General features: G+C 44.3%; 29 protein-coding genes. 16 read left to right on the forward strand and 13 right to left on the reverse strand.

Annotated features, from left to right (window positions below; all coding sequences use genetic code 11):
- Positions 1 to 7: 7 nt before the first annotated feature.
- From ICN37_RS03315 to ppx, 5 genes are all read left to right on the forward strand, one after another.
- Complete coding sequence (locus tag ICN37_RS03315) at positions 8 to 1,438, forward strand: DUF2252 domain-containing protein (RefSeq protein WP_216154859.1); 1,431 nt, start codon at positions 8 to 10, stop codon at positions 1,436 to 1,438.
- Between the two features lie 93 nt (positions 1,439 to 1,531).
- Positions 1,532 to 3,277 (forward strand): alkaline phosphatase, encoded by a 1,746-nt coding sequence (locus ICN37_RS03320; RefSeq protein WP_216154861.1) that lies wholly within the window; start codon positions 1,532 to 1,534, stop codon positions 3,275 to 3,277.
- Between the two features lie 11 nt (positions 3,278 to 3,288).
- Positions 3,289 to 4,005 (forward strand): MgtC/SapB family protein, encoded by a 717-nt coding sequence (locus ICN37_RS03325; RefSeq protein WP_216154863.1) that lies wholly within the window; start codon positions 3,289 to 3,291, stop codon positions 4,003 to 4,005.
- A 54-nt stretch (positions 4,006 to 4,059) separates the two neighbouring features.
- Complete coding sequence (locus tag ICN37_RS03330) at positions 4,060 to 4,272, forward strand: GDCCVxC domain-containing (seleno)protein (RefSeq protein WP_215320231.1); 213 nt, start codon at positions 4,060 to 4,062, stop codon at positions 4,270 to 4,272.
- A gap of 111 nt (positions 4,273 to 4,383) precedes the next feature.
- Positions 4,384 to 5,946, forward strand: a complete 1,563-nt coding sequence (gene ppx, locus ICN37_RS03335) for an exopolyphosphatase (RefSeq protein ID WP_255538454.1) — start codon at positions 4,384 to 4,386, stop codon at positions 5,944 to 5,946.
- Positions 5,947 to 6,016: 70 nt separating this feature from the next.
- Here the strand turns inward: ppx and ICN37_RS03340 are convergent, their stop codons facing one another.
- From ICN37_RS03340 to ICN37_RS03355, 4 genes are read right to left on the reverse strand one after another with little or no spacing between them, the layout of a single operon-like run.
- Entirely contained in the window at positions 6,017 to 6,940 is a 924-nt protein-coding gene (locus ICN37_RS03340) for a GNAT family N-acetyltransferase (protein WP_216860886.1), read from the reverse strand.
- Positions 6,941 to 6,959: 19 nt separating this feature from the next.
- Positions 6,960 to 7,364 carry a diacylglycerol kinase gene (locus ICN37_RS03345; protein ID WP_216154865.1) on the reverse strand — a complete coding sequence of 135 codons (405 nt, stop codon included), beginning with the start codon at positions 7,362 to 7,364 and terminating at the stop codon, positions 6,960 to 6,962.
- 13 nt (positions 7,365 to 7,377) lie between these two features.
- Positions 7,378 to 8,406 carry a glycosyltransferase family 1 protein gene (locus tag ICN37_RS03350; RefSeq protein WP_216154867.1) on the reverse strand — a complete coding sequence of 343 codons (1,029 nt, stop codon included), beginning with the start codon at positions 8,404 to 8,406 and terminating at the stop codon, positions 7,378 to 7,380.
- Positions 8,403 to 9,212 (reverse strand): UDP-2,3-diacylglucosamine diphosphatase, encoded by an 810-nt coding sequence (locus tag ICN37_RS03355; protein WP_370623812.1) that lies wholly within the window; start codon positions 9,210 to 9,212, stop codon positions 8,403 to 8,405. The genes ICN37_RS03350 and ICN37_RS03355 overlap by 4 nt, the downstream gene beginning before the upstream one ends.
- A gap of 103 nt (positions 9,213 to 9,315) precedes the next feature.
- Here ICN37_RS03355 and ICN37_RS03360 point away from each other — a divergent pair, with 103 nt between their 5' ends.
- Both ICN37_RS03360 and ppk2 (ICN37_RS03365) read left to right on the forward strand, forming a co-directional pair.
- Positions 9,316 to 10,110 carry a 1-acyl-sn-glycerol-3-phosphate acyltransferase gene (locus ICN37_RS03360; protein ID WP_215320223.1) on the forward strand — a complete coding sequence of 265 codons (795 nt, stop codon included), beginning with the start codon at positions 9,316 to 9,318 and terminating at the stop codon, positions 10,108 to 10,110.
- Positions 10,111 to 10,160: 50 nt separating this feature from the next.
- The gene (ppk2, locus tag ICN37_RS03365; RefSeq protein ID WP_216154868.1) at positions 10,161 to 11,066 is read left to right on the forward strand and encodes a polyphosphate kinase 2; all 906 of its coding nucleotides are present in this window, start codon (positions 10,161 to 10,163) and stop codon (positions 11,064 to 11,066) included.
- A gap of 4 nt (positions 11,067 to 11,070) precedes the next feature.
- On the opposite strand, the gene ppk2 (ICN37_RS03370) is transcribed toward ppk2 (ICN37_RS03365), so the two are convergent.
- The gene (gene ppk2, locus ICN37_RS03370; RefSeq protein WP_216154870.1) at positions 11,071 to 11,844 is read right to left on the reverse strand and encodes a polyphosphate kinase 2; all 774 of its coding nucleotides are present in this window, start codon (positions 11,842 to 11,844) and stop codon (positions 11,071 to 11,073) included.
- On the reverse strand, positions 11,844 to 12,134 hold the full coding sequence (locus tag ICN37_RS03375) for a serine/threonine protein kinase (protein ID WP_216154873.1): 291 nt from the start codon (positions 12,132 to 12,134) through the stop codon (positions 11,844 to 11,846). Before ICN37_RS03375 ends, ppk2 (ICN37_RS03370) begins: the two co-directional genes overlap by 1 nt.
- Before the next feature lie 143 nt (positions 12,135 to 12,277).
- Here ICN37_RS03375 and ICN37_RS03380 point away from each other — a divergent pair, with 143 nt between their 5' ends.
- From ICN37_RS03380 to ICN37_RS03400, 5 genes are all read left to right on the forward strand, one after another.
- Positions 12,278 to 12,604, forward strand: a complete 327-nt coding sequence (locus tag ICN37_RS03380) for a helix-turn-helix transcriptional regulator (RefSeq protein WP_215320215.1) — start codon at positions 12,278 to 12,280, stop codon at positions 12,602 to 12,604.
- On the forward strand, positions 12,601 to 13,062 hold the full coding sequence (locus ICN37_RS03385; RefSeq protein WP_216154875.1) for an ArsI/CadI family heavy metal resistance metalloenzyme: 462 nt from the start codon (positions 12,601 to 12,603) through the stop codon (positions 13,060 to 13,062). Before ICN37_RS03380 ends, ICN37_RS03385 begins: the two co-directional genes overlap by 4 nt.
- 17 nt (positions 13,063 to 13,079) lie before the next feature.
- Positions 13,080 to 13,559 carry an arsenate reductase ArsC gene (locus ICN37_RS03390; RefSeq protein ID WP_215320211.1) on the forward strand — a complete coding sequence of 160 codons (480 nt, stop codon included), beginning with the start codon at positions 13,080 to 13,082 and terminating at the stop codon, positions 13,557 to 13,559.
- Complete coding sequence (arsB, locus tag ICN37_RS03395; protein ID WP_216154878.1) at positions 13,556 to 14,602, forward strand: ACR3 family arsenite efflux transporter; 1,047 nt, start codon at positions 13,556 to 13,558, stop codon at positions 14,600 to 14,602. The genes ICN37_RS03390 and arsB overlap by 4 nt, the downstream gene beginning before the upstream one ends.
- 80 nt (positions 14,603 to 14,682) lie before the next feature.
- The gene (locus ICN37_RS03400; RefSeq protein ID WP_216154880.1) at positions 14,683 to 14,940 is read left to right on the forward strand and encodes a hypothetical protein; all 258 of its coding nucleotides are present in this window, start codon (positions 14,683 to 14,685) and stop codon (positions 14,938 to 14,940) included.
- Between the two features lie 32 nt (positions 14,941 to 14,972).
- Here ICN37_RS03400 and ICN37_RS03405 read toward each other — a convergent pair whose 3' ends face one another.
- Positions 14,973 to 15,851 (reverse strand): hypothetical protein, encoded by an 879-nt coding sequence (locus ICN37_RS03405; protein WP_215320205.1) that lies wholly within the window; start codon positions 15,849 to 15,851, stop codon positions 14,973 to 14,975.
- A gap of 217 nt (positions 15,852 to 16,068) precedes the next feature.
- Here ICN37_RS03405 and ICN37_RS03410 point away from each other — a divergent pair, with 217 nt between their 5' ends.
- Entirely contained in the window at positions 16,069 to 16,284 is a 216-nt protein-coding gene (locus ICN37_RS03410; protein ID WP_215320203.1) for a YdcH family protein, read from the forward strand.
- Positions 16,285 to 16,333: 49 nt separating this feature from the next.
- Here ICN37_RS03410 and ICN37_RS03415 read toward each other — a convergent pair whose 3' ends face one another.
- Positions 16,334 to 16,678 carry a zinc ribbon domain-containing protein YjdM gene (locus tag ICN37_RS03415; protein WP_216154881.1) on the reverse strand — a complete coding sequence of 115 codons (345 nt, stop codon included), beginning with the start codon at positions 16,676 to 16,678 and terminating at the stop codon, positions 16,334 to 16,336.
- Positions 16,679 to 16,744: 66 nt separating this feature from the next.
- Here ICN37_RS03415 and ICN37_RS03420 point away from each other — a divergent pair, with 66 nt between their 5' ends.
- A complete protein-coding gene (locus ICN37_RS03420; protein ID WP_216154883.1) occupies positions 16,745 to 18,544 on the forward strand; it encodes an AsmA family protein in 1,800 nt (599 codons plus the stop codon).
- Between the two features lie 27 nt (positions 18,545 to 18,571).
- Here ICN37_RS03420 and ICN37_RS03425 read toward each other — a convergent pair whose 3' ends face one another.
- From ICN37_RS03425 to ICN37_RS03435, 3 genes are read right to left on the reverse strand one after another with little or no spacing between them, the layout of a single operon-like run.
- Positions 18,572 to 18,919 (reverse strand): phage holin family protein, encoded by a 348-nt coding sequence (locus ICN37_RS03425; RefSeq protein WP_215320197.1) that lies wholly within the window; start codon positions 18,917 to 18,919, stop codon positions 18,572 to 18,574.
- A 60-nt stretch (positions 18,920 to 18,979) separates the two neighbouring features.
- Positions 18,980 to 19,180 (reverse strand): SlyX family protein, encoded by a 201-nt coding sequence (locus ICN37_RS03430; protein ID WP_215361387.1) that lies wholly within the window; start codon positions 19,178 to 19,180, stop codon positions 18,980 to 18,982.
- 10 nt (positions 19,181 to 19,190) lie between these two features.
- Entirely contained in the window at positions 19,191 to 19,412 is a 222-nt protein-coding gene (locus ICN37_RS03435; protein WP_215320193.1) for a hypothetical protein, read from the reverse strand.
- A gap of 33 nt (positions 19,413 to 19,445) precedes the next feature.
- On the opposite strand from ICN37_RS03435, the gene ICN37_RS03440 reads away from it, so the two are divergent.
- Positions 19,446 to 20,444 (forward strand): LLM class flavin-dependent oxidoreductase, encoded by a 999-nt coding sequence (locus tag ICN37_RS03440; protein ID WP_216154885.1) that lies wholly within the window; start codon positions 19,446 to 19,448, stop codon positions 20,442 to 20,444.
- On the opposite strand, the gene ICN37_RS03445 is transcribed toward ICN37_RS03440, so the two are convergent.
- Complete coding sequence (locus ICN37_RS03445; RefSeq protein ID WP_216154888.1) at positions 20,439 to 20,855, reverse strand: putative toxin-antitoxin system toxin component, PIN family; 417 nt, start codon at positions 20,853 to 20,855, stop codon at positions 20,439 to 20,441. The genes ICN37_RS03440 and ICN37_RS03445 overlap by 6 nt on opposite strands.
- A 9-nt stretch (positions 20,856 to 20,864) precedes the next feature.
- Entirely contained in the window at positions 20,865 to 21,410 is a 546-nt protein-coding gene (locus ICN37_RS03450; protein WP_216154890.1) for a YaeQ family protein, read from the reverse strand.
- A gap of 121 nt (positions 21,411 to 21,531) precedes the next feature.
- Between ICN37_RS03450 and ICN37_RS03455 the strand changes: the two genes are divergently transcribed.
- Positions 21,532 to 23,145, forward strand: coding sequence for an NAD(P)/FAD-dependent oxidoreductase (locus tag ICN37_RS03455; protein WP_216154892.1), 1,614 nt, complete (start codon positions 21,532 to 21,534; stop codon positions 23,143 to 23,145).
- Positions 23,146 to 23,154 lie beyond the last annotated feature (9 nt).

Genomic DNA, 23,154 nt, shown 5'->3' on the forward strand with positions numbered 1-23,154 from the left:
GTAGCCCATGCACCCACAGAAGAAGCCTAAATTTGCTGTACTTAGGTCGGTAGAGTCCTTTAGCAATCCAAGACCTAGCATCAAAAAGCGTATGGCAGATGGCAAGGCCTTGCGTAAGGTGGTGAGCTTTGCTCAGCAGGGTATCTATACGCCACCACCACATCGGATTCATCCCATCACAATTCTTGAGAATCAAGCCAAGACTCGTATCGAGTCCTTGATTCCAATTCGTTACGAACGAATGTTGCAGTCACCTTTTGCTTTTTACCGTGGTGGTGCTGCGATCATGGCTCAAGACTTAGCTAATCAGCCAAATACCAACATTACAGTTCAGCTGTGTGGAGATATGCATGTTTCTAATTTTGGCCTGTTTGGAACTGCAGAACATCGTCTGGTATTTGGCATCAATGACTTTGACGAAACTCTGCCCGGTAGTTGGGAGTGGGATCTGAAGCGTCTTGTTGCTAGTGCAGTGATTGCATGTGAAAGCAATGGTGGCGATAAAGCATTAAGCAAAAAAATAGTGTTACGCATTTGCGCTGAATATCAAAAGCGGATGCTTCAATATGCAAAGATGCCCTATTTAGATTTGGCACAAGAATTCATTAGCGATACAAATATTCGCAAGCATTTTAATAAAGATCACCAAAAGCAAATCGACGCTTACTTAAGGCAGACTAAAGGGCAGGGAAATGTGCAGGTCTTACAAAAACTCACCACTCTTGTTGGCAAAGATAGAAGGATTATCAATAAGCCTCCCTTAATTGAGCATTTCAAAAAGAATGCTTTTGGTCATCCTTTGAGTACACTCATTGATAAGGCTTTACTGAATTATTCAAGCACCTTGCTGGCTGATCGCAAGATTCTGTTTGAGCGCTATGTTTTGAAGGATTTTGCACGCAAGATAGTTGGGGTTGGAAGTGTGGGGACTAATTGCATGGTTCTTTATTTTGAGGGTGATAGTGAAAGCGATCCCTTATTCTTGCAATACAAGGAAGCCCAAAAATCTGTCTTGAGTCCGTATTTGGGTGAATCAATCTATCGTGATATGGGTCAGCGCGTCGTGGCTGGTCAGAGATTGCTCCAAGGTGCCCCAGATATCTTTTTGAATTACGGCTCTATGCAATTTGATATTGATAAAAGCCAGGGGTTTTATCTACGTCAATTACGTGATATGAAAGGCGGTATACCGATTGGCCCAGGCGGAGTTTCTTTAAAGAATTTTGCAGATTATTCCAAATTGTATGGCTGGGCACTAGCTCTTGGGCATGCCCGTTCTGGCGATGCAGCTGAGATTGCTGGGTATTGTGGTGAGGAAAAAGAGTTTGGTGCGGCCATGTATTCATTTGCCAGGTCTTATGCAAAGCAAAATGAGCATGACTTTGAGCTGTTCCGTAAGGCCGTTAAGAGTGGAAGACTTAAGGCAGCCAAGGCATGAATGCTCTGAATTAGAGTACTGTGGGGCGGTCATCAAATTGTCATTTGATTGGGAGATAGTCTAATTTGACCTATCTTGTTCACTATTTATCCCATGAATACATTACCATTTCTGAGAACTACATTTGTTATCTTCTTGGGTAGCTTTGCTGGACTAGCGCAAGCTGCAGCAATTTATCCAATCGATCAAGCCTCAATATTGGCGGGTTCTAAGTTCGATATCAAGGTTGAATTCAATGCCGTTACCACTCCTGAAGAGGTTCTTATCGAACTTAACGGCTCACCAATCAATAAAACCATTGGCGCCAAACCAGAGTTCATTTCAAATGAAAATGGTAGAGGTAGCTCCTTTCTATTTAGGGATGTTCAGCTATCAAAAGCTGGTAAATATCAAATCATCGCTCGAGCACCCCAAGAGAAATTACAGGTAACCTGGAATGTTTACGCAACGGGTCCTCGCCGTGTTAAGAATGTGATTCTATTTATTGGTGATGGGATGACGATTGCTAATCGAACAACTGCTAGAGTTTTATCCAAAGGTATTCAGGAGGGCAAGTATCAAGGTCGATTAGCCTTTGACGATATGCCAAATACTGCCATGATTGGGACATCGGGGTCTGATTCCCTTATTACAGACTCTGCCAACTCTATGAGTGCATATACGACGGGGCATAAGACAGCAGTAAATGCCATGGGAGTCTATGTATCCCGGGCCAGTGATAATCTCGCACATCCCAAGGTGGAAACGATTGCAGAGCTCATCAAGCGCAATACCAAGATGGCGATAGGTATCGTTTCTGATGCTGAACTAGAAGATGCAACGCCAGGCGCTATGGTTTCTCATACAAGACGCAGGGCAGACAAACAATATATCGCTGATCAACTACTATCTAGCGGTGCAGAAGTCATTCTCGGTGGAGGGTCAGCCTATTTTTATCCGCAATCCACCAAGGGTTCAAAACGTAAAGATGAAAAGAATTTGGTAGACAGTTTTAAGTCTGATGGTTATCAGTTGGCCTTTACCAAGCAGGAGTTGATTTCTGCGTCTGAAAATAAGACGACTAAAAAGTTATTTGGCGTCTTTCATCCGGACAATATGGATGGATCACTGGATCGCCTGTATTTGAAAAAGAATACGGTTGAGCAATACCCTAATCAGCCAGATTTGACGGAGATGACGCAGTCTGCCATTGATGTGCTATCTAGAAATCCTAATGGATTTTTCTTGATGGTTGAGGCAGCATTAATTGATAAGTTCAACCATCCTCTCGATTGGGAGCGGGCGGCATTCGACACCATCATGTTGAGTAACGCCGTGCAGATTGCTAAAGATTTTGCTAAAACGCATCCGGATACTTTGATCATCGTAACGCCCGATCACACCCATAGCGGATCCATTAGCGGGGTGGTGCACGACGATAAGCCGGGCCCATTGCGTGAAAAGGTGGGCACCTATGCTGAGGCAGGCTACCCAAACTACCCAAAAGCGGATATCCAGGGTTATCCAAATAAGATCGATGTATCTAAACGCATCGCATTTTTCTATGGCAACTACCCAGATCATTATGAGACCTTACATCCAAAACTGGGTGGCACTTTTGTTCCTGCCGTTAAAGATGATTCCGGTAAATATGTAGCCAATCCAAAATATCTCCAACTTCAGGAGGATGCGATTCATGTGGGCGGAAATCTGCCCTCGCACCAAGAGTCTGGGGTGCACACAGCAGATGATGCCGTTCTGAATGCTATGGGTCCGGGGGCAGATAAATTCAAGGGTTTCATGGATAACACCGAGGTATTCAAAGTAATGGTAGAGTCATTAGGTCTTGGCTCTAAATAAATACTAGTCCTATGGAGTTTGTTAGCAACATTAATTACGCGTCGTTAACTGATACCACAATCAGTCTGACTGCGGCTTTTTTCTTTGGCGGTTTAATTGGTCTAGAGCGTCAGTATCGCCAACGAACTGCAGGCTTAAGAACTAATATTCTGGTAGCTATTGGCGCTGCGATTTTTGTTGATGCTGGAAATCGTCTGACGGGTCATGATGGGGCTGTGCATGTAATGGCTTATGTTGTCTCTGGCATTGGCTTTTTAGGTGCTGGCGTCATCATGCGCGAGGAAGGTAATGTTCGTGGGATTAATACGGCGGCCACCTTATGGGCCTCAGGAGCGGTGGGTGCCTGTGCTGGTGCAGATCTAATTTTGGAGTCCGGATTGGCGACTTTATTTATTTTGGCTGCTAATACTCTTTTGCGACCTGTGGTGACTTTTATCAATCGTCAGCCACTAGATACCATCTCGGTTGAGGTGACCAATTCGGTATATATCATCACCCCTAAGCATGCTCAAAAGCATGCCTTAAAGCAATTTATTAAGACGCTAGAAGAAGCAGGGTATCAAACCCAAGACGTTGAGGTGCATCAATTTGGAAGTGATGATGTGGAAATACAGGCTGTTTTAACTGCATCGGCTGTTGATGGAGATGAAATGGATCAGTTGATTGCTAAGATTGCTGATCAAGAGTTCGTGACTCAGGCATTCTGGAGCCCTAGTACAACGGATTAAGCTATTTATATGTATTGACACAATATTGAAATATTTTTGGTTCAGTATTGCGTTGTGAATACAAACGCTGCATTTTTAGAATCTATCGTTACCTGCCCTTATTGCCAAGCTTCAGAGGCTATTCAGATTGAGCAGGGCTCTTCTCAGCACTTATATCGTTGCCGCACCTGTAGTGCTATTTTGAAGCCAAAGTCTGGTGATTGCTGCATCTTATGTAGCTTTGGCAATCGTGATTGTTCCAGTTCAGAGCAAAACTTAGCAGCCTAATCAGAGCTCTTATTCCCGGCCACAAAGGCTTGCTAGCATTTTCATCAATGTGTCACGGTTTTTACATAAAATAGACACAATTGATACAGCATTCCATTTTTGGGGAATATTTTGGCCAGCAATCCCGTAGATCCTTTAGTTCATTCAGAAGACCTTGTTGCTGCGGTCGATTTGGGATCGAATAGTTTTCGCATGCTGGTGGCCCAAGCGGTAAATACCCCCTCTGGCACTCAGTTACGCCCTATTGATACCTTGCGTGAGACAGTCCGCCTGGCTGCTGGTCTGACTGAAAATAAATTGCTTGGTAATGATGCCTATCAACGGGGTTTGATTGCTATTCGGCGCTTTGGAGAGCGCATTCGCGGCTTTGATCCTGCCAATGTTCGAGCGGTCGCAACGAATACTTTGCGCGTTGCCAAAAATTCCCAACAATTTATAGAAGATGCGCAACTAGCTCTAGGGTTCCCGATTGAAGTCATTGCTGGGGTTGAGGAGGCACGGCTGATTTATATTGGAGCGGCGCATGAGGTTCAGGCTGTACAGGGTAATAGATTGGTGATTGATATTGGCGGTGGTTCTACTGAATTTATTATCGGCAAAGGCTATGAGCCTAAGTTGATGGAAAGCCTTTATATCGGCTGCGTATCTCACAGTATGCGATTTTTCCCTAAGGGAAATATTGATGCTCATGCCTTTAAGGAGGCTGAGTTGGCAGCTCGCCGTGAAATACAGGTTATTTCTGGCGCGTATTTAAGAAGCGGCTGGAAGCAGGTTATCGGCTCTTCCGGTACCGCTAGAGCTTTAGCTGATCTCATTGGAAATAATCATTTCAATGGCAGTGGCGACGGCTTAACAATGGGCCGCGTCAATAGCTCAAGCGGAATGATTACCCGTGAAGGCCTTAAGAATCTCAAAAAACACCTTCTCAAGTATGAACATGTAAATCAAGTGGAGCTAGAGGGTCTGAAGGATGATAGAAGATCTGTGTGGCCAGGCGGTTTAGCAATTATGTTGGCAGCATTCGATGAATTGGGCATTGAAGAGATGGAAGTAACGGACGCTGCATTGCGTAGCGGTGTCTTATATGACTTACTTGGTCGATCGCAACATCACGATATGCGATATGTGACTGTAGAGCAATTTATGCAACGCTATATCGTTGATCGAGAGCAGGCAGATCGGGTTGGTAAATTAGCTGCTGATTTTTTGCAGCAATTACCAAAGCCAGAATCAGAGAGTAGAGCTGATAATATTGCCCTATTGCAGTGGGCTGCCAACCTACATGAAATCGGCTTATCAATCTCTCACAATGGCTATCACAAGCATTCTGCTTATATAGCGGGCAATGCAGATATGCCTGGGTTCTCTAAGAATGATCAGGCTAGGCTTGCCGCCTTGCTGATTGGACATACTGGCAAACTAGGCAAGCTAGCGAATAATGTTAGCTTTGAAGACTGGCGTATGCTTTTTTGTTTGCGACTTGCTCAAGTGCTGTGTCGCGGCCGCAATGACACCAACTTTCCGAAGGTAAAAGTTTCTGAACATGCTGGCTCGTATTTAGTTAGCCTTTCTAAGGAATGGGTTGCTGAGCATCCCCTGACTGAATTTAGCCTCCTGAAAGAGGCGGCAGAATGGGAAAGGGTAGGGCGCTCCTACCAAGTTAGCTTTAAGTAGATGTGCATTTCAGAATAAAAAAGCCACTTCAATACGAAGTAGCTTTTGTCTTGCAATTAATGCTCCTGACTTACAAACCCAAAAAATGCTTTGCGTAACGCGGGTTGATTTCTGAGAGACGGAGCATTGTCAATAAGTCGGCTGTATTGAAATCTGGATCCCAAGCTGGGGCGCTACAAATTTTGGCGCCAAGCTTCAAGTAGCCCTTGATTAACGGTGGAGGCTGTACATCTAAGCCGCCATTTAATTTATCTAAAGGCAAAGGTAAACGCGGGAAGGCATGGAACTCCGTTGGCGCCATTTGATCATTGCCTAGGGAGTTGTAGAGGCTCGCTGCAAAGTGACCTCCATCAGCCATGGGGATGCTAGCGCAGCCAAGCATAATTTCATAGCCATTCTTTTGCATATACTGAGCCAAGCCGCTCCATAGCGCCATGATGACGGCTCCTGAGCGATAGTCTTGGTGAACACAAGACCTACCGAGCTCAACCAATTTAGGACGTAGGTGATCAATGCGGGATAGATCGAATTCGGAATCAGAATAGAGGCGACCGATTTCTTGTGCCTTATGTGGAGGCAGTACGCGATAGGTGCCAACTACTTTCAGGCTATCTTGATCGCGAATCAATAAATGATCGCAATAAGAGTCAAACTCATCTACATCTAAGCCTTCGACGTTCTTTGGGAGATTGGCGCCCATTTCTTCAGCGAATACTTTATAGCGTAATCTTTGTGCCTCTTTAACCTCGCCCGGTGTGCTTGCCCAAACAATTTGAAATGCCGGTTTTTTAGGCTTATCAATCTGAATCGCAGGAACAGGAGCTATTTCTCTGAGCTCAGCTCTGGATGTAGTGACAAATTTTTTGCCAAACAGCTTCTTAGCCAACTTTTTGGTGAGTTTTTTAAGGGGATTTGGCTTGATTCTTTTTAAGGCTTTGACCTTTTTAGGGGAAAAGATCTCAAATGAACCAATTGGATTAGGGATGTCAGACATAACTGGCCTTAGTGGATGATTAAAGTGTTAGAAGTAGGGGGATGCAGACTGCGGCCCAGAGTAGAGCAGCTACAAATAGAGCAAGCATGACAGCGGCACTACCAAAATCTTTCGCTCTTTTAGAGAGGTCATGATGTTCGAATGAGATGCGATCGATCGCCGCTTCCACACTGGAATTTAATAGTTCAATAACAAGCACCATCATCAACGAGGAAACTAGTAATGACTTTTCTAGCAGGGTGATCGGCAACAAGAGGGCGACTGGTGTTAGCAAGGCAAATAAAGTCAGCTCTTGTCTAAACGCACTTTCTTCCATAAATGCATAAACCAAACCACACCAAGAGTTCTTGGCTGCATGCCATGCTCTGGCAAGGCCTCGATTGCCCTTATGGGGGTTCTGATCTATGTGATATGGAGAGTTCAAGATACGTTTTTCTTTAGGCTAGTGCTGTTACATGAACTTCTGTTGTTGGTACGGGCTTAAGGTGATTGGCAAATTGCTCTGAGGCCGCTCTCCAGGAGAATTTCTCAGCATGTGCACGTGCTACTTCACGAGGAATTTTCAGGGCCTGCATACAAGCCTCACGCAAGTCTTCGTTCATGGCGCCTGAATTGGAGTTGCCTAAGACATCAATCGGGCCTGTCACGGGGTAAGCTGCCACTGGTGTGCCGCATGCCATGGCTTCTAGTAACACCAAGCCAAATGTATCGGTTTTGCTAGGAAATACAAATACATCTGCTGCTGCATACACTTTTGCTAACTCATGCTGCTGAAGAACTCCCAGATAGTTCACTTCTGGATATTTTTCTTTGATTCCAGCCATCGCTGGACCATCTCCTACCACCCACTTTGAACCTGGTAAATCAATTTCTAAAAATGCATTGATGTTTTTCTCAACAGCAACTCTGCCCACGTATAAAAAAATGGGATGCGCAGTATTCAATGCCTTTGAATCTTGAATCTTAAAAATATCCAGATCAACGCCTCTTGACCACAAGACCACATTCTTGAGGCCGTATTTTTCAAGATCATCTTTAACCACAATGGTTGGCGCCATCACAGCCATTGATGGGCCATGGAACCACCGAATAAATGCATAAGTTATTGCTAAAGGGATGCCGGTACGCGCTTTGACGTATTCAGGGAAGCGTGTGTGATAAGCGGTAGAGAATGGCAGGCGATTCTTTACTGCAAAGGCGCGAGCTGATAAACCTAGTGGGCCTTCAGTGGCAATATGCATTGCATCCGGTGCAAATTCTTTAATGCGACGAGCGACTTCTTTTCCTGGAAAGAGTGAGAGAGCAATATCCGGGTAGGTTGGGCAGGGGATGGATTTAAAACCTGTTGGTGTAATCATCTCTACTTGATGCCCCATTGCGGTTAATTCAGCGCGGGTTTGTTTTAGGGTGCGGACAACACCGTTTACTTGTGGATCCCATGCATCCGTAATGATCATAATTTTCATAGCGCAGCCTCTTTGATGAGTGATTCGATAGCGGGTTGAAGAGTGATTTGAGGTGACTCAACTGGCTCACCCTTGATCTGTGTCCAGTGAATAATTTTGAGTTCACCTGTTTGTGTTTCAACTAGTGCGGTAAGGCTCTCGACCCAATCACCATCGTTGCAATACAACAAGCCATCAATCTCGCGAATTTCTGCTTTGTGAATATGTCCGCATACAACCCCATCACAACCACGTAGACGTGCTTCTCTGGCCATAATGTGCTCAAAGTCTGCGATATAACTGACGGCATTCTTTACTTGGTGTTTAAGGTATTGCGATAGCGACCAATACTGCAGACCCATCTTGGCGCGGACCATATTAAAGTAACGGTTTATATAAAGAATAAGCGAATAGAGGTTGTCACCAACGTATGCAAGCCACTTGGCGTATTGCATCACGCCATCAAACTGATCGCCATGGGTGACCCATAGTTTTCTGCCATCTACTGTTGTATGAATTACCTCTTCAACTACCTTGACATCACCAAAAGACATTCCAAAGAATTGTCTGGCGCTTTCATCATGATTTCCGGGAACATAGATGACTTCGGTTCCCTTGCGTGCCTTACGCAAGAGTTTTTGTACTACATCATTATGCGATTGAGGCCAGTAGAAAGATTTTTTCAGTCTCCAGCCATCAATAATGTCACCAACTAGGTAAAATTTATCTGCTTCGTTGTGTTTTAAGAAATCCAGAAGGTAGTCTGCCTGACACCCTGATGTTCCTAGGTGTACGTCTGAAATCCAGATGGCTTTGTAATGCATCATGAAACAGTATTAAGCCTACTGAGTATGAAACTAGAATGACAGTTCCAAGTCAGTTTTATGACGACGTAGCATTTTCCGAATGTGTTTTATATTCCTATAACGTATGAGTCTAAATAAATACCTCAAACAGCCCCCGTTTCAATATTGGGCTTCTGCATTCTCGTGGGTTTTAGTGTGGGGTCATGTGATTGGCGGATTAGCTACTTTGTCTTTTCAGTTCCCATTTGCCACTCAGGAGGCCAAAAATAGGCATATTCAAAAGTGGTCAAAAAGGTTGCTATCTATTTTTGGTGTTGAATTAAGACTCAAAAATGCAGAAATTCTTCCTGCCACCCCCTATCTGCTGGCATCAAACCATATCTCTTGGATGGATATTCACGCTATTAATGCGTTTAAGCCTATTCGATTTGTTGCAAAATCTGATGTAGAGGGCTGGCCTATATTTGGATGGATGGCGAAACAATTGGGTACGGTATTTATCAGGCGTGATAGCGCTCGTCATGGAAGGCATGTTGCTAACGAAGTGAGTGATGTGCTTAAAGCTGAGTCTGTCTGCATTTTTCCGGAGGGTACATCCACAATAGGTGAGGGCGTCCTGCCATTCAAGCCTAATTTATTTGAATCGGCTGTTATTGCTCAGGCGCCAGTCTATTCCTTGGCAATTACCTATAGATCTTTGTTATCTGGTGATAGAAGTGAGGCGCCGGCATTTGTGGGTGATATGGGCTTGCTCGAATCCATGAATAGGATCCTGAAAGATCGAAAGCTGATAGTAGAACTGGTCTTTTTACCACCCTCAGGGGCCAGTCCAGATGCATCGAGTGACCGAAAGTGGCTGGCATTGCACAGCCAAGAGGCTATCTCTGCTCATATAAAAGGCAATCCTCGGCTGATGTAATAAATGTGTCATCATTTCTAGCTATAAATCTAGTCTAGGAGCGTAAACCAATGACATCGAAGCATAACGAAATGGCCGACTGGTATCGCCGTGCCCAAGAAGAGATTCTGGATAGCATGGACGAGGAGCTTGAAATGGAGCTCGATGATGATCGTCTATCGCACGATGGAAGCGAGAGCTCTCAAATTCCACGTAATGTCTACTTTCGTGAGCTTTTTAGACTTCAGGGTGAATTAGTTAAGCTCCAAGACTGGGTTGTAGCCAATAAACTCAAAGTTGCAGTCTTATTTGAAGGTCGTGATTCTGCAGGTAAGGGCGGCGCGATCAAGCGAATCACTCAGAGACTTAACCCGCGTGTATGCAAAGTGGTTGCCCTACCTGCGCCAAACGAGCGCGAGAAAACACAGTGGTACTTTCAAAGATATATATCCCAGTTGCCTGCTGGCGGCGAGATCGTTTTATTTGATAGAAGTTGGTACAACCGTGCTGGCGTTGAGAGGGTAATGGGTTTTTGTACTGATGATGAGTACGAAGAATTTCTAAGAACAGTTCCTGACCTTGAGCGCATGATGATTAGTTCAGGCGTTATCTTGATCAAGTACTGGTTCTCTATCTCAGATGACGAGCAATATAACCGCTTCATGATGCGTATTCATGATCCGTTAAAGCAGTGGAAGTTAAGCCCAATGGACCTGGAAGCAAGAAGGCTTTGGGAGGCTTATACAAAGGCCAAAGAAACCATGCTTGAACGTACGCACATTCCTGAGGCTCCTTGGTGGGTGGTCGCCGCCAATGATAAGAAAAAAGCACGTCTCAACTGCATTACGCATTTATTGAATCAAATTCCCTATCAAGAGATTGATCACCCAGAGATTACTTTGCCAAAGCGCGTGCACAATCCAGACTATCTACGTGGGCCAGTACCGCCTGAAATGTATGTTCCAGAGGTTTTCTGAAGGCTTATTTTTCGAGCTTAGATAGATTGCCGTCCCACGTGAAGACAATATCTTCGTTAGCCTTCAGCAAGCTTTTATCTTTGCCAGGATACGTGACTCTTGATAGCAGATCTTGAATCATGTTGAGATGAGCAACTTTTTTATCGTTCGCTTTCACGATGATCCAGGGTGCATCCTTAGGGCTAGTTTTTTCTAGCATGTCATTTCTACACTTGCTATAGGCATTCCAATATTTCTGCGCTTGCTGATCAATCGGGCTAATCTTCCATTGCTTGAGTGGATCCTTAGCTCTATCTGCAAGACGAGCAGCCTGTTCCATTTTAGAGATATCTAAATAATATTTAAGAATAGTCATGCCTGAGCTGGCCAAGATGGACTCAAACTCATTTACGGTTCCCATAAAGTTGGCATATTGCGGCTTGGTACAGAAATTCATGACCTTCTCAACGCCAGCACGGTTGTACCAACTGCGATTGAATAGAACAAAGTCACCTTTCTTGGGTAGTTCTGCTACATATCTTTGAAAGTACCATTCAGCAGATTCGCTATCAGATGGTTTGCCAAGTGCAACCACGCGAGTTTCTCTAGGGCTTAAGTGTTGAGTGATGACTTTAATAGTGCCATCCTTGCCTGCCGTATCACGGCCCTCAAGAATGACCAATATTTGATCACCTTTGCTTATTAAACTATTTTGTAGCTTAACCAACTCAATTTGCAATAAACGAAGTTGATCATCATAGCTAGATCGCTCTAGTTTATCTTTGCCTTTTTGGCCCATTAGCTTGCTTCATTTGTATTTGATGGCTGTGGAGGAGCAGACTTTTTGGAGGCAGCTTTTTTAGCAGGCGCTTTCTTCGTGGGCGTCTTTTTGGCGGCGACTTTCTTTACGGGAGCCTTCTTCGCAGGAACCTTTTTTGTCACAGCTTTCTTGGCCGGAGCTTTTTTGGTGGCCACTTTTTTATCTAACTTATCCAGTGCTTTTCCAAGCTTGTCTATGAGCTTTTCTCTATCGGACTCTAATTTATCAAGCTTTTTTAATAGCTGCTTTACTAATTTCTTCTGGCTCATGCTGATTCCTAGGTGGATTGGTATATCTAATTACCCGATCCTACGTTTTATTTCTCCTATTTTCAAGCATATGTGACACATATATGTCAGTTTTGTGACATCGCTTGTAAGAAAGAAATATATATTTCGATATAATTGGAAATATGAAAAATACTGATGCTATCAAGGTGTTCCTGGCGCTGGGCCAAGAGACCCGCTTAAATATCTTTCGTTTGGTGGTGCAGCGTGGAGATACTGGATTAACGCCTAGTGAGATTATTGAAAAATTAGGTATTGCCAATGCCACACTCAGCTTCCACCTTAAAGAACTGGTTGGCGCTGATCTATTCTCAGTAGAGCGTCAAAGTCGCAATCTCATCTATCGACCCAATGCAAACTTAGTTCAAGAGTTAAGCGGGTTCTTACTTGAAAACTGCTGCGGTGGAAATTCTTGTGAGTCAGTAAAGAAAAAGAAAGTGATTTGCAAATGAAAAGACTTCATGTTCACGTGGCGGTGACTGACATTCCATCCTCTATTCCTTTTTACGCGAAGATGTTTGGGTGTGGGCCAACTATTCTTAAGGGCGATTACGCAAAATGGCAGCTAGAGGATCCTAAAGTTAATTTTGCTATTTCAGCTCGTGGAGCCCCCATGGGTATTAATCATTTAGGTATTCAGGTAGAAAACAATATTGAGCTTGAAGAGATGAAGATGCGCCTCGATACGATTGACGAGGGGGTAATCGAGGAGATGGGTACCGCATGTTGTTATGCAAAATCAGATAAGTATTGGGTCAATGATCCTGCAGGTATTCCATGGGAAGCATTTCATACCCTAGACACAATCCCTGTTTTTAATACTGCTCAAAGCGGGGACGATGCATGTTGTGTGCCGCCAACCTTGACAGCAGTATCAGTGGCATCTATTACAAAAAAATCTTGCTGTTAATTAATTAAGGATCAGTAATGAAGCAATACAACATCTTATTTCTATGCACTCATAATTCCGCCCGATCTATTCTGGGTGAGGCATTAGCGTCTACCCATCCTAGTGGTAAGTTTGTCGGCTACTCTGCAGGTTCAACTCCGGGCACTAGTGTTAACCCCATTGCTAGAGAAATTGCCGTGGAGATGGGTATGGACCCTGCAAAATTAAAGTCCAAGAGTTGGGACGTATTTGGAGTGCCTGACGCTCCTAAGATGGATTTTATTATTACCGTTTGTGACAATGCAGCTGGTGAGCAGTGCCCATTTTGGCCGGGTAGTCCAGCAACTGCCCATTGGGGCTTTCCTGATCCATCAAAAGTAGAGGGTTCCGACATGGAGAAAAAGACGGCTTTTGTTGAGGTCATGAATGGACTTAAGAAGCGCATTGATATTCTTGCATCAATGCCGTTGGAGAAATTAGATTCGATGAGTCTCAAAGAAATTCACGCCAAATCATGAGTACAGTTACTAGCAAACTTTCCTTTTTAGATCGATATCTCACTGTTTGGATCTTTGCTGCCATGGCGGCAGGTATTGGCTTGGGATATTTTGTCCCTGGAGTAGAGGGATTCATTAATTCTTTTCAATCTGGTACTACCAATATCCCAATAGCCATTGGATTAATATTGATGATGTATCCACCTTTTGCGAAGGTGAAGTACGAAGACTTGCCTGACGTCTTTAGAGACAAGCGGATCTTTGGATTGGCATTCTTACTCAATTGGATTGTTGCACCTACGTTGATGTTTTTCTTGGCCATCATTTTTGTGCCCAATCAGCCGGAGTATATGGCCGGCTTAATACTCATTGGGATAGCGCCTTGTATTGCAATGGTGATTGTCTGGAACGATATTGCTAAAGGCTCAACAGAATATGCTGCTGGTTTGGTTGCCTTTAATGCCGTCTTCCAAGTGCTGTTCTTTAGTCTGTATGCCTATTTCTTCTTGACAGTTCTACCGCCATATTTTGGTTTTGCAGGCTCTGTTGTCAATATTACTATTGGCGAGATCGCTAAGACAGTTGCTATCTATCTAGGCGTTCCTTGTGTGGCTGGCTTCTTAACGAGATATATTTCACTCAAATTTGTGTCGAGAGAGTCGTATCAAGATGCATTTGTTCCAAGAATTGGAAAGCTCACATTAATTGCCTTGCTCTTTACTATAGTGGTGATGTTTAGTTTGAAGGGTAAGTTAATTCTTCAGTTACCAATTGATGTCATTACTATCGCAATTCCATTGTTAATCTTTTTTGTAGTGATGTTCTTACTGACATTCTTTATCACCATAAAAATGGGTATTGAATATAAGCGCTGCTGCACTTTATCGTTTACGGCATCTAGTAATAACTTCGAGTTAGCCATTGCCGTTGCAATAGCAGTGTTTGGCATTAACTCGGGAGCTGCATTCGCTGCGGTGATTGGACCTTTGGTAGAAGTGCCCATTATGGTGGGCTTAGTCTCGGTTGCACTCATGCTTAAAGAGAAGCTCTTCCAGGCCGCCTAATTTGGCTGTAAATTCTTGCTTTCCATAACTGGAGATAAGATAGAATTCATCTATCTCTTATCTGTTAGGCAGCATTCAAAATGTTAAGTCGCTCTCTATTTCTACTGATGTGTTTGTTGTTAGCAGCTTGCTCTACACCGCAAAGTGAATTTGGCGTCTATCAACAATCTGATGGCACGATTGGTGTACATGCGCCTAAGACTGCAAAAGAGAGCGAGGCCCAGGAAGCTGCTCTTGCAGAATGCAAGAAGCAGGGCAAAAGAACTGTGACGATTCTAGAAAGCAGAAAAACGGTCAATGACCGTTTTCCCTTAACTTATATCTATCTTTGTAGATAGTGGCGATTAGTTAGCCCGCCATTGATTGGATCTTAGCTAAGCAACCACTTCTTAATCGACTTGTTGACGCACATTGCATCTAAAGCAAGACCAAAGAACTCAGAGCCATTGGTAACCATGCTTTCGATTGCCTCCACTTTGCCAGACTTGATGCCACGCAAATAGGTTGCAGTACGGTAACGCAAGAAGTGCTCAGTTTCGCCACTTTCATTCTCGGTTGGGCAGATTTCTAGACTGCCATAGCGAGTTTCTGGGTTAATGTTGAGAACGGCTAGGCTCAAAGCCCCAACCAATTTCTCAGGCACTGGGATAGGTACATAGGAGTAGAGGGAGATCATCATTTCCTCTTCGTCTACTTCAATGATGTGATCAATATCCAGTACATCTTTTTCAGTTAACTCAGTCTCGCCAGAATCGCCACCACCAAATGTGGATTCAAACTGCAACATAGCAGTATTGCTTCCCTTGGATATCTCGATCATGTCAGGGTAGCCAAGCAAACCTTTCCACCAATACATCAGTGAGAAAGTGCAGGGCTTTACTTCAACCAATCCCTTGTTGGTAGACTTTGCAAAATACAGACCGTAAAACTCATCATCTTGCTCAAGACCATATTGGTCTACTTTAGGTGATTTAGATGAAGCGGGTTTTGCAGTCTTCTTGGCAACTTTCTTCGCTACAGGCTTTTTGGCCGCAGGTTTCTTTGCCACTGATTTTTTAACTGCTACTTTTTTGGCAGCAGGATTCTTTGCGGCCACTTTCTTGGCTGCTGGTTTTTTCACTACCTTTTTGACTGTCTTTTTGCTTACCACTTTCTTAGCGGCAACTTTCTTGACAGCTTTTTTAACAGGGGCTTTTTTTACCACCTTGGTAGCTACTTTCTTTTTTGCTGGTGACTTCTTTGTAGCCATGGTTTATTACCCTTCTTTCGGTAGTTATTGTGCTTGATGCACTATCTGATATTACTGCAAATTCCCTGGGGAATTCGCCTTTCCTATATGGGGTTTTTCCTGCGGATTACAAGGGTAGGGGTGAAATAAATAGATGGACGTAGCCATTGTTCTTGCAATGCAGGGTTGCTACACTAAAAGCGTGAAGTTTTGTCTAACCTAAATATGAAGAGGGTCTATGTTTCCTGAATATCGCGAACTCATCACCAAGCTGAAAACGACAGATCGTCATTTCTCACATTTATTTGATAAGCATAACAATTTAGATCAAAAGATCCAAAGAATGGAATCCCATTCAGAGCCGAGTACCCCAGAAGAAATCGAGACCTTAAAAAAAGAAAAGCTCCTTTTAAAAGATCAGATTTATGCCGTCTTAAAGAAGGCAAGCAACTAGCTAATTAACTAAGCAAGCAATAAGTTGGAAAAGCCTAGGTTTTGTAGATCTAGGCTTTTTTCAGGAAACAGGCTTTGAGTAGCATATTGCCTGCTTCTGTTTTGCAGTCGACTTCGTGATCACCTGATACCAGACGCATCCCTTTAATCTTGGTGCCAACCTTCAGGGTGGTGGAAGAGCCTTTGACCTTGAGGTCCTTAATGAGGGTGACTGTATCGCCATCTGCCAATAAATTTCCATTGGCATCTTTCACAATGAGCCCAGCCTCAGCCTCTTCTGCAACAGCAGCCATAGGCCATTCATGACCGCACTGGGCACAAACGTAATTTTCCCCATCGGGGTAGGTCATATCTTCCTGGCAGGCAGGACACTTTGGTAGATTATCTGTGCTCATTGACTCATTTTAGTCTACAGGTGATCAGTCTTGTCCCGCATTTAGCACTCGATTTAGAATGGTTAGGTGAATAAAACCCTGAAGATTATTCTTATTGCTCTGATAGGCTGTCTTGCCATAATAGGTTTGGGTGCATGGTATGCATCATCTTTTGTAAATCCTGCCCAGGTAACCAAGCTCCTGAGTGCTTCGGTCAAAGAGGCTACTGGGCGTGAGTTGAAAATCGCCGGTCCAGTAAGTCTGAGTCTTTTCCCATCAATTAGCGTAAAAGCCGAACAGGTATCTTTGAGCAATGCCTCATGGGCAAGCAACCCTGATTTGTTTGTATTCAAGCATATTGAATTAGATATTAGGATACTTCCGCTTCTGAAAGGTAGCGTTGAAATCAGCAGAATCGGTATAAGAGGGCTAGAGTCGAACTTACAAACCAATAAAGCTGGGGAGGGTAATTGGAACCTCACTCCACCTACGATAGTTGCCAGTGGTTCAGTAACGCAGTCTGCAAATAGCGACTCCTCTAATAACGCCCTTGTCTCCATTAACACTCTTGATGTCGTAGATGCCCATATCAATTATCAAGACGGAGAAAAAGCAGCTAGCCCGATTAGCATTCCCAAAATTTCTTTAGACGCTAGCGATGGAAGGTCTACGATTCTGGTAGATGTTCAGCGCGCTAACTACACCCTAAATCTAAAGGGTAAAACAACTTCACTGCGTAATGCTTACTTCGCCTGGAATCAATCTCCAGTAAACCTAGATCTCGATTTAGTTCTAACCTTAAACGGTAAGTCGCTTGCAATTACGGGCGATATTGATAAAAAGCCAGATCTATTGCCAAAATTCAATATCAATCTCAATTCAAAATCCTTTGATTTAGGACCTTTAGCGGGTTCTGTTGCTATTGCTGGATCAGCTGGAAAAACTCCTCAAGCATCTACACACAAGACCCAAGGAAAGTATTTATTCTCCGATGACGCTCTGCCTTTTGATCTTTTGCCTTTGGCTGACGGCTCGATCAACATTAATATTACTGAGCTTGGGATTCCGCATCAGGCGCCGTTTACTAACTTCAAAACGACACTCCGATTTCAGAAGGATAGGATTGATGCGAGCGATTTCAGCTTTAATGTAGGCAAGGGAAGTGCCCAAGCACAACTTTCCATTGCTCAGTTCACCAGCCCTACGCCTAAGATTTCTGTGAAGGGTATTGCTAAAGACTTTACCTTAGAGCAAATTATTGCCGTCACTGATTCAAGCTCTAGAGTATCTGGTGGTGATGCAAAAGTCGCTTGGAGCTTGCAGGGGAGCGGGATGAGCCCACATCAAATAGCTAGTCGAGCTAATGGCGCTATTCAGGTTTCACTAGGGCAAAGTAAATTAGATTCAAAGTTCATCAATAAAGGCGGGGACTTTGTTATCACTGTAATAGATGCTATCAATCCAATGTACAAGAAATCCAATCAAACTATCTTAAATTGTGCAGTTGCTTACCTACCCATCAATGGTGGAATGGTAAATATTCAGAATTCAGTTGGCATTGAGACGGACCGTCTTGATATCACCTTGGCGGGCACGATCAATCTTGCCGACGAGGCTCTCAATATCAATATTAATCCAAGAGAAAAATCAGGCCTTACAACGGGCTTGAATCTGGCCGGACTTGTAAAAATTGAGGGAACCTTACAAAACCCGCAAACTGGAGTGAATAAGGCAGGGGTGGTGAATAGCGCCGTCTCCATTGGGCTAGGTTTCTTAACCGGCGGTATTAGTATTGCGGCGGAGAATGCTAAATCATTAGCGACCAAGTCGCAGCCATGTAAAACAGCGCTGCACTCTTGGTCTGATATCTATCCTGCTAGCAAGTAAGACTAGCTAAGCTCGTAAACCAGTCTTTTAAAAAACTAAGCCGCTAACAAAGAGACTGAATAAAGAAATAAAGATGCTGGCAAAAAAAGCGGTCCAGAAGCTAGAGATCGTAAAACCACTTACTACTGCAGAAACCAGCATCAACACCAAAGCATTAATCACGAGCAAGAAGAGGCCCATAGTTACTACCGTTAACGGTAGCGTGAAAAGAATGAGCAAAGGCTTAACGATCGCATTGGCAAATCCTAATAGGAGGGCGGCAATTAATAATGAGCCGCCATCCGCAAAGCGCAAGCCACTAAAAATATAACTGGCAACCCAAAGGGATAAAGAAGTTAAGCCCCACTGGACTAGAAATAGAGTTAAGTTGCTCATGGATGATTCCTTTGCTGGTGTTGTAAGGATTTTATGCCTAATGGCTATATTAGCAGTTGATTAATAGTGCGGGGGGATTTCATCTTGAGGGCTTGCGCCTCCGCCTCCGCTACCGCTGGCTTGTTCTTTAATTGCCTTTAATTCGCGATACAGAAATTCGATTTGCTGCTGTTGCTTGTAGACGGTCTCATTGAGCTTTTCAATTAAGTCTTCTGTGAAGCTCAATTTGATTTCTAGATTAGTGATGCGTTCTTCAGACATAACTTACTTTCTATTCTGAGATAAGCTCAAAGCGCCCATCTTCCATTTCTGCTTTTGGCCTAATCCAAAAATCATGAGATTGCATGGATTCATAAACGTAGGCTGGCTCAAGATTTGCCTCTACGTTAGCCAAGAAGACCACTTTATAAAATCCACCAGTCTTAATGTGACGCAATCTACTGCCTGGCTTAAAGAGGCCATCGTCAGGATCGGCCATTTTGGGTTTACTCATGTCAACAATGCACTTTCTCGGTATGATCTAGCGATGGCAAATTCCATCCCATACTCCATTCTAGATATATCTCCGATTCCCCAGGGTTTTACTGCTGCCGATGCACTGCGCAACTCCTTGGATGTGGCAAGGCATGCTGAAAAATGGGGCTATACCCGCTATTGGGTGGCAGAACATCACAATATGACGGGCAATGCGAGCTCTGCAACTGCAGTCTTGATTGGCTACATCGCTGCTGGCACCTCCCATATCCGGGTGGGCTCAGGTGGCGTTATGTTGCCAAATCATGCTCCCTTAGTGATTGCTGAGCAATTTGGCACCCTAGAAGCTTTATACCCGGGAAGAATTGAGCTTGGCTTGGGTCGTGCACCCGGCACCGACCAAATGACTGCCAGGGCATTGCGTAGGGATTTATTGGGTAGTGATGATCGTTTTCCACAGGATGTCCGTGAGTTACAGCATTATTTTGGCCCGCTACAAGAAGGACAATCTGTAAAAGCAATACCGGGAGTGGATAGCAATGTTCCCATCTGGATTTTGGGTTCTAGTTTGTATGGGGCTCAATTAGCCGCTCACTTTGGCTTACCTTATGCCTTCGCCTCTCACTTTGCGCCAGAGCAACTTTTAGAGGCAATGAAGATTTATCGTGAGCTCTTTAAGCCATCGGCACAACAAGATAAACCCTATTCAGCATTTGTGATGAATGTAGTTGCAGCAGATACCGATGAAGAAGCTCAATATCTGTTTACTACTTTGCAACAAAATGTTGTCAGAATGCGGCGCAATACTCGCGGGCAATTACCACCCCCAATTGCTGACATGAATGAATTTTGTGCGCCTCATGAGCAAGCGGCGGCAGATCATACCTTGCAGGTTTCAGTGGTTGGTTCGCTAGAGACGGTAAAGCGGGGAATGCGTCGTTGGTTGGATCTGACTTGCGCAAACGAAATCATCATGACTGGGCAAATTTTCGATCATCAAGCTCGTCTCAGATCATTTGAGATCGCCGCACAGGCCGCGCAAAGCCTATAAGATCGCTACGTTGTAATCTGCGGTAATGAATACTTGTTCTTTTGCAGCCTGATTCGCAAATCGCAGCACTGCATTGTCTTTGCTGATTAAGAAGCAGGGCTTTGCGGTGTAAGCCAGGTCTAAAAAGACTTGGTCATCCGGGTCTTGGCATAGCCAGGGTGCTTTGGCTAAGTTTTTATCATCCATCATGCTTGCTAAACCATGCCATTTCTGGCGAATTTGCTCTTGTTGTACTTCATCGAGCGAAAACAGGGGGCGAGCAATCACATCAGCAAATTCTTCTAAAGTGTTTGGAGTTGCGAGCGCATTTATTTTGCCTTCGATCAGCGCTTGCTTTAAATGAAGCGCTCTAAAGTCATTAAAGACAAAAAGATCTAGCAGGACATTGGTATCGAAAACTACTACCTTCATTTCTAACGCCTATTGATTGTTGCGCCAAATCTCTGGGGTAATAGTGACCTGCCCTTTATCAGAGGAGACGTAAGCCTCACCATCTTGAACATTGACATGAATCACCATGCTGCGCTCAACCAACTTGTTCAGCTCTTCCGCTTGTTCTGCTGGTATAGAGATTATTTGTAAATTGCGAGCACGAGTTAGTTTGTTGGCAATGCCATCCCACCAGATTTTGCTGGTATGTCCGCCGTAGCAATAGACAATCACTTGATCAGAACGACCACAGGCTTTCAGAATACGACGCTCGTCTGGTTGACCGATTTCAATCCACAACTTGATTGCATCGGTAAGATCTTTAATCCACAGATCGGGTTCGTCGGTATCACTCAAACCCTTTGTAAACACTAGATCCTCATTTGCCTGCAATGCAAAGGCGATGATGCGGATCATCATCCGCTGCTCAGTCTCAGAAGGGTGCTTAGCAATAGTTAATGAATGGCTGCCATAGTAGTGGCGGTCAGAATCTGCGACATGAAGGTCGACTTTGTGGATAGTTGCGCGTAGAGCCATGACGTATTATCGCCTTTATGAACCAACTCCTAGCCTGAGCTAACCTATAACCAGTATTATTTGACTTGGGGCTCCTGATGAGCCTGGAAATACCTCAAAGTACTGTGTACCGTAAAAACCCATGATCCGTATTACTGAATTACGTCTGCCAATTGACCATGCTCCAGAAGCTCTGGAGAAGGCGATATTGAAGCACCTCAATTTAGACGCTAAAGACTTAATACGATTTGAGGTCTTTAAGCGTAGTTACGATGCTCGAAAGAACGTCGCTCTCTCTTTTATCTATACAGTAGACTTATCTGCAAAGCATGAAGATGTTCTTCTGAAGCAATTTTCTGGAGATCTTCATGTACGACCATCCCCGGATACGAACTATCACTTTGTAGCAAAAGCCCCTGAAGCTATAGATTCTGGAAAAGCACTGCGCCCAGTAGTCGTTGGATTTGGCCCATGCGGTATTTTTGCCGCTCTAGTATTGGCGCAAATGGGTTTTAAGCCTATCGTTCTTGAGCGCGGCAAGAAAGTTCGCGAACGCACGCAAGATACCTGGGGCTTATGGCGTAAGAATGTTTTAAATCCAGAATCCAATGTGCAATTTGGAGAAGGCGGTGCTGGTACGTTTTCAGATGGTAAGTTGTACAGTCAGATTAAAGATCCTAAGTTTTATGGGCGCAAGGTCATTCATGAGTTTGTGAAAGCTGGCGCTCCCGCAGAAATTACCTATGTAGCTAAGCCGCATATCGGCACCTTCCGCCTAGTTGGCGTAGTCGAGAAAATGCGTCAGGAAATTATTGACTTAGGTGGTGAGATTCGGTTCTCGCAAAAGGTGATTGGCTTTGATATTGAGAATGAGCAAATTACAGGGGTCAAGATTGAAGGGCAAGAAGATCTACCTGCCAACCATGTCATCTTGGCTCTGGGGCATAGTGCACGGGATACCTTTGAAGCCTTGCATCATGCCGGTGTCTTCATGGAATCTAAGCCCTTTTCTGTTGGCTTTCGGATTGAGCATCCCCAATCACTGATCGATAAAGCACGCCTGGGTCCTCATGCTGGCAATGAGTTAATTGGCGCGGCAGATTACAAGTTGGTTCATCACGCCAAAAATGGTCGTTCCGTCTATAGTTTTTGCATGTGCCCTGGTGGGACAGTGGTCGCTGCCACCTCCGAGCCGAATCGAGTTGTAACCAATGGCATGAGCCAATATTCTCGTAACGAACGAAATGCCAATGCGGGAATCGTTGTTGGCATTACTCCAGAAGATTACCCGGGTGGCCCATTGGCGGGAATTGAGTTTCAGCGTGCTATTGAATCAAAGGCTTTTGAATTAGGTGGTAGAACTTATGAAGCGCCGGGTCAACTGATTGGCGACTTTTTAGAAGGCAAGCCTTCAACTCAGTTCGGTAGCGTCATGCCGTCATATAGGCCCGGCGTTCATTTAACGGATCTGGCAGCAAGCTTGCCTGCTTATGCCATTGAGGCCATTCGTGAGGCGATTCCAGCTTTTGAAAAGCAAATCAAAGGCTTCTCTATGAAGGATGCTGTTTTAACTGGCGTGGAGACACGCACTTCTTCCCCTTTGCGAATTACTCGAGGCGCCAACTATCAGAGTCTGAATATCAAAGGCCTTTATCCAGCGGGAGAGGGTGCTGGCTATGCCGGTGGAATCTTGTCGGCAGGTGTTGATGGGATTAAGGTAGCAGAAGCAGTCGCGCTAGACTATCTGTCAAAGTAAATATCACAT

The sequence above is a fragment of the Polynucleobacter sp. P1-05-14 genome, assembly GCF_018881675.1.
Lineage (GTDB): Bacteria > Pseudomonadota > Gammaproteobacteria > Burkholderiales > Burkholderiaceae > Polynucleobacter.

Bases quoted from the DNA above. Each gene is read 5' to 3' on its own strand.
- ICN37_RS03385 (WP_216154875.1), top strand. From the start codon at position 12,601: ATGAAAAGACTTCATGTTCACGTGGCGGTGACTGACATTCCATCCTCT.
- ppk2 (WP_216154868.1), top strand. From the start codon at position 10,161: ATGACATCGAAGCATAACGAAATGGCCGACTGGTATCGCCGTGCCCAA.
- ICN37_RS03325 (WP_216154863.1), top strand. From the start codon at position 3,289: ATGGAGTTTGTTAGCAACATTAATTACGCGTCGTTAACTGATACCACA.
- ICN37_RS03360 (WP_215320223.1), top strand. From the start codon at position 9,316: ATGAGTCTAAATAAATACCTCAAACAGCCCCCGTTTCAATATTGGGCT.
- ICN37_RS03455 (WP_216154892.1), top strand. From the start codon at position 21,532: ATGATCCGTATTACTGAATTACGTCTGCCAATTGACCATGCTCCAGAA.
- ICN37_RS03445 (WP_216154888.1), bottom strand. From the start codon at position 20,855: ATGAAGGTAGTAGTTTTCGATACCAATGTCCTGCTAGATCTTTTTGTC.
- ICN37_RS03390 (WP_215320211.1), top strand. From the start codon at position 13,080: ATGAAGCAATACAACATCTTATTTCTATGCACTCATAATTCCGCCCGA.
- ICN37_RS03340 (WP_216860886.1), bottom strand. From the start codon at position 6,940: ATGTCTGACATCCCTAATCCAATTGGTTCATTTGAGATCTTTTCCCCT.
- ICN37_RS03425 (WP_215320197.1), bottom strand. From the start codon at position 18,919: ATGAGCAACTTAACTCTATTTCTAGTCCAGTGGGGCTTAACTTCTTTA.
- ICN37_RS03430 (WP_215361387.1), bottom strand. From the start codon at position 19,180: ATGTCTGAAGAACGCATCACTAATCTAGAAATCAAATTGAGCTTCACA.
- ICN37_RS03450 (WP_216154890.1), bottom strand. From the start codon at position 21,410: ATGGCTCTACGCGCAACTATCCACAAAGTCGACCTTCATGTCGCAGAT.
- ICN37_RS03375 (WP_216154873.1), bottom strand. From the start codon at position 12,134: ATGAGCCAGAAGAAATTAGTAAAGCAGCTATTAAAAAAGCTTGATAAA.
- ppk2 (WP_216154870.1), bottom strand. From the start codon at position 11,844: ATGGGCCAAAAAGGCAAAGATAAACTAGAGCGATCTAGCTATGATGAT.
- ICN37_RS03400 (WP_216154880.1), top strand. From the start codon at position 14,683: ATGTTAAGTCGCTCTCTATTTCTACTGATGTGTTTGTTGTTAGCAGCT.
- ICN37_RS03320 (WP_216154861.1), top strand. From the start codon at position 1,532: ATGAATACATTACCATTTCTGAGAACTACATTTGTTATCTTCTTGGGT.
- ICN37_RS03410 (WP_215320203.1), top strand. From the start codon at position 16,069: ATGTTTCCTGAATATCGCGAACTCATCACCAAGCTGAAAACGACAGAT.
- ICN37_RS03435 (WP_215320193.1), bottom strand. From the start codon at position 19,412: ATGAGTAAACCCAAAATGGCCGATCCTGACGATGGCCTCTTTAAGCCA.
- arsB (WP_216154878.1), top strand. From the start codon at position 13,556: ATGAGTACAGTTACTAGCAAACTTTCCTTTTTAGATCGATATCTCACT.
- ICN37_RS03350 (WP_216154867.1), bottom strand. From the start codon at position 8,406: ATGAAAATTATGATCATTACGGATGCATGGGATCCACAAGTAAACGGT.
- ICN37_RS03440 (WP_216154885.1), top strand. From the start codon at position 19,446: ATGGCAAATTCCATCCCATACTCCATTCTAGATATATCTCCGATTCCC.
- ICN37_RS03380 (WP_215320215.1), top strand. From the start codon at position 12,278: ATGAAAAATACTGATGCTATCAAGGTGTTCCTGGCGCTGGGCCAAGAG.
- ICN37_RS03355 (WP_370623812.1), bottom strand. From the start codon at position 9,212: ATGATGCATTACAAAGCCATCTGGATTTCAGACGTACACCTAGGAACA.
- ICN37_RS03405 (WP_215320205.1), bottom strand. From the start codon at position 15,851: ATGGCTACAAAGAAGTCACCAGCAAAAAAGAAAGTAGCTACCAAGGTG.
- ICN37_RS03315 (WP_216154859.1), top strand. From the start codon at position 8: ATGCACCCACAGAAGAAGCCTAAATTTGCTGTACTTAGGTCGGTAGAG.
- ICN37_RS03415 (WP_216154881.1), bottom strand. From the start codon at position 16,678: ATGAGCACAGATAATCTACCAAAGTGTCCTGCCTGCCAGGAAGATATG.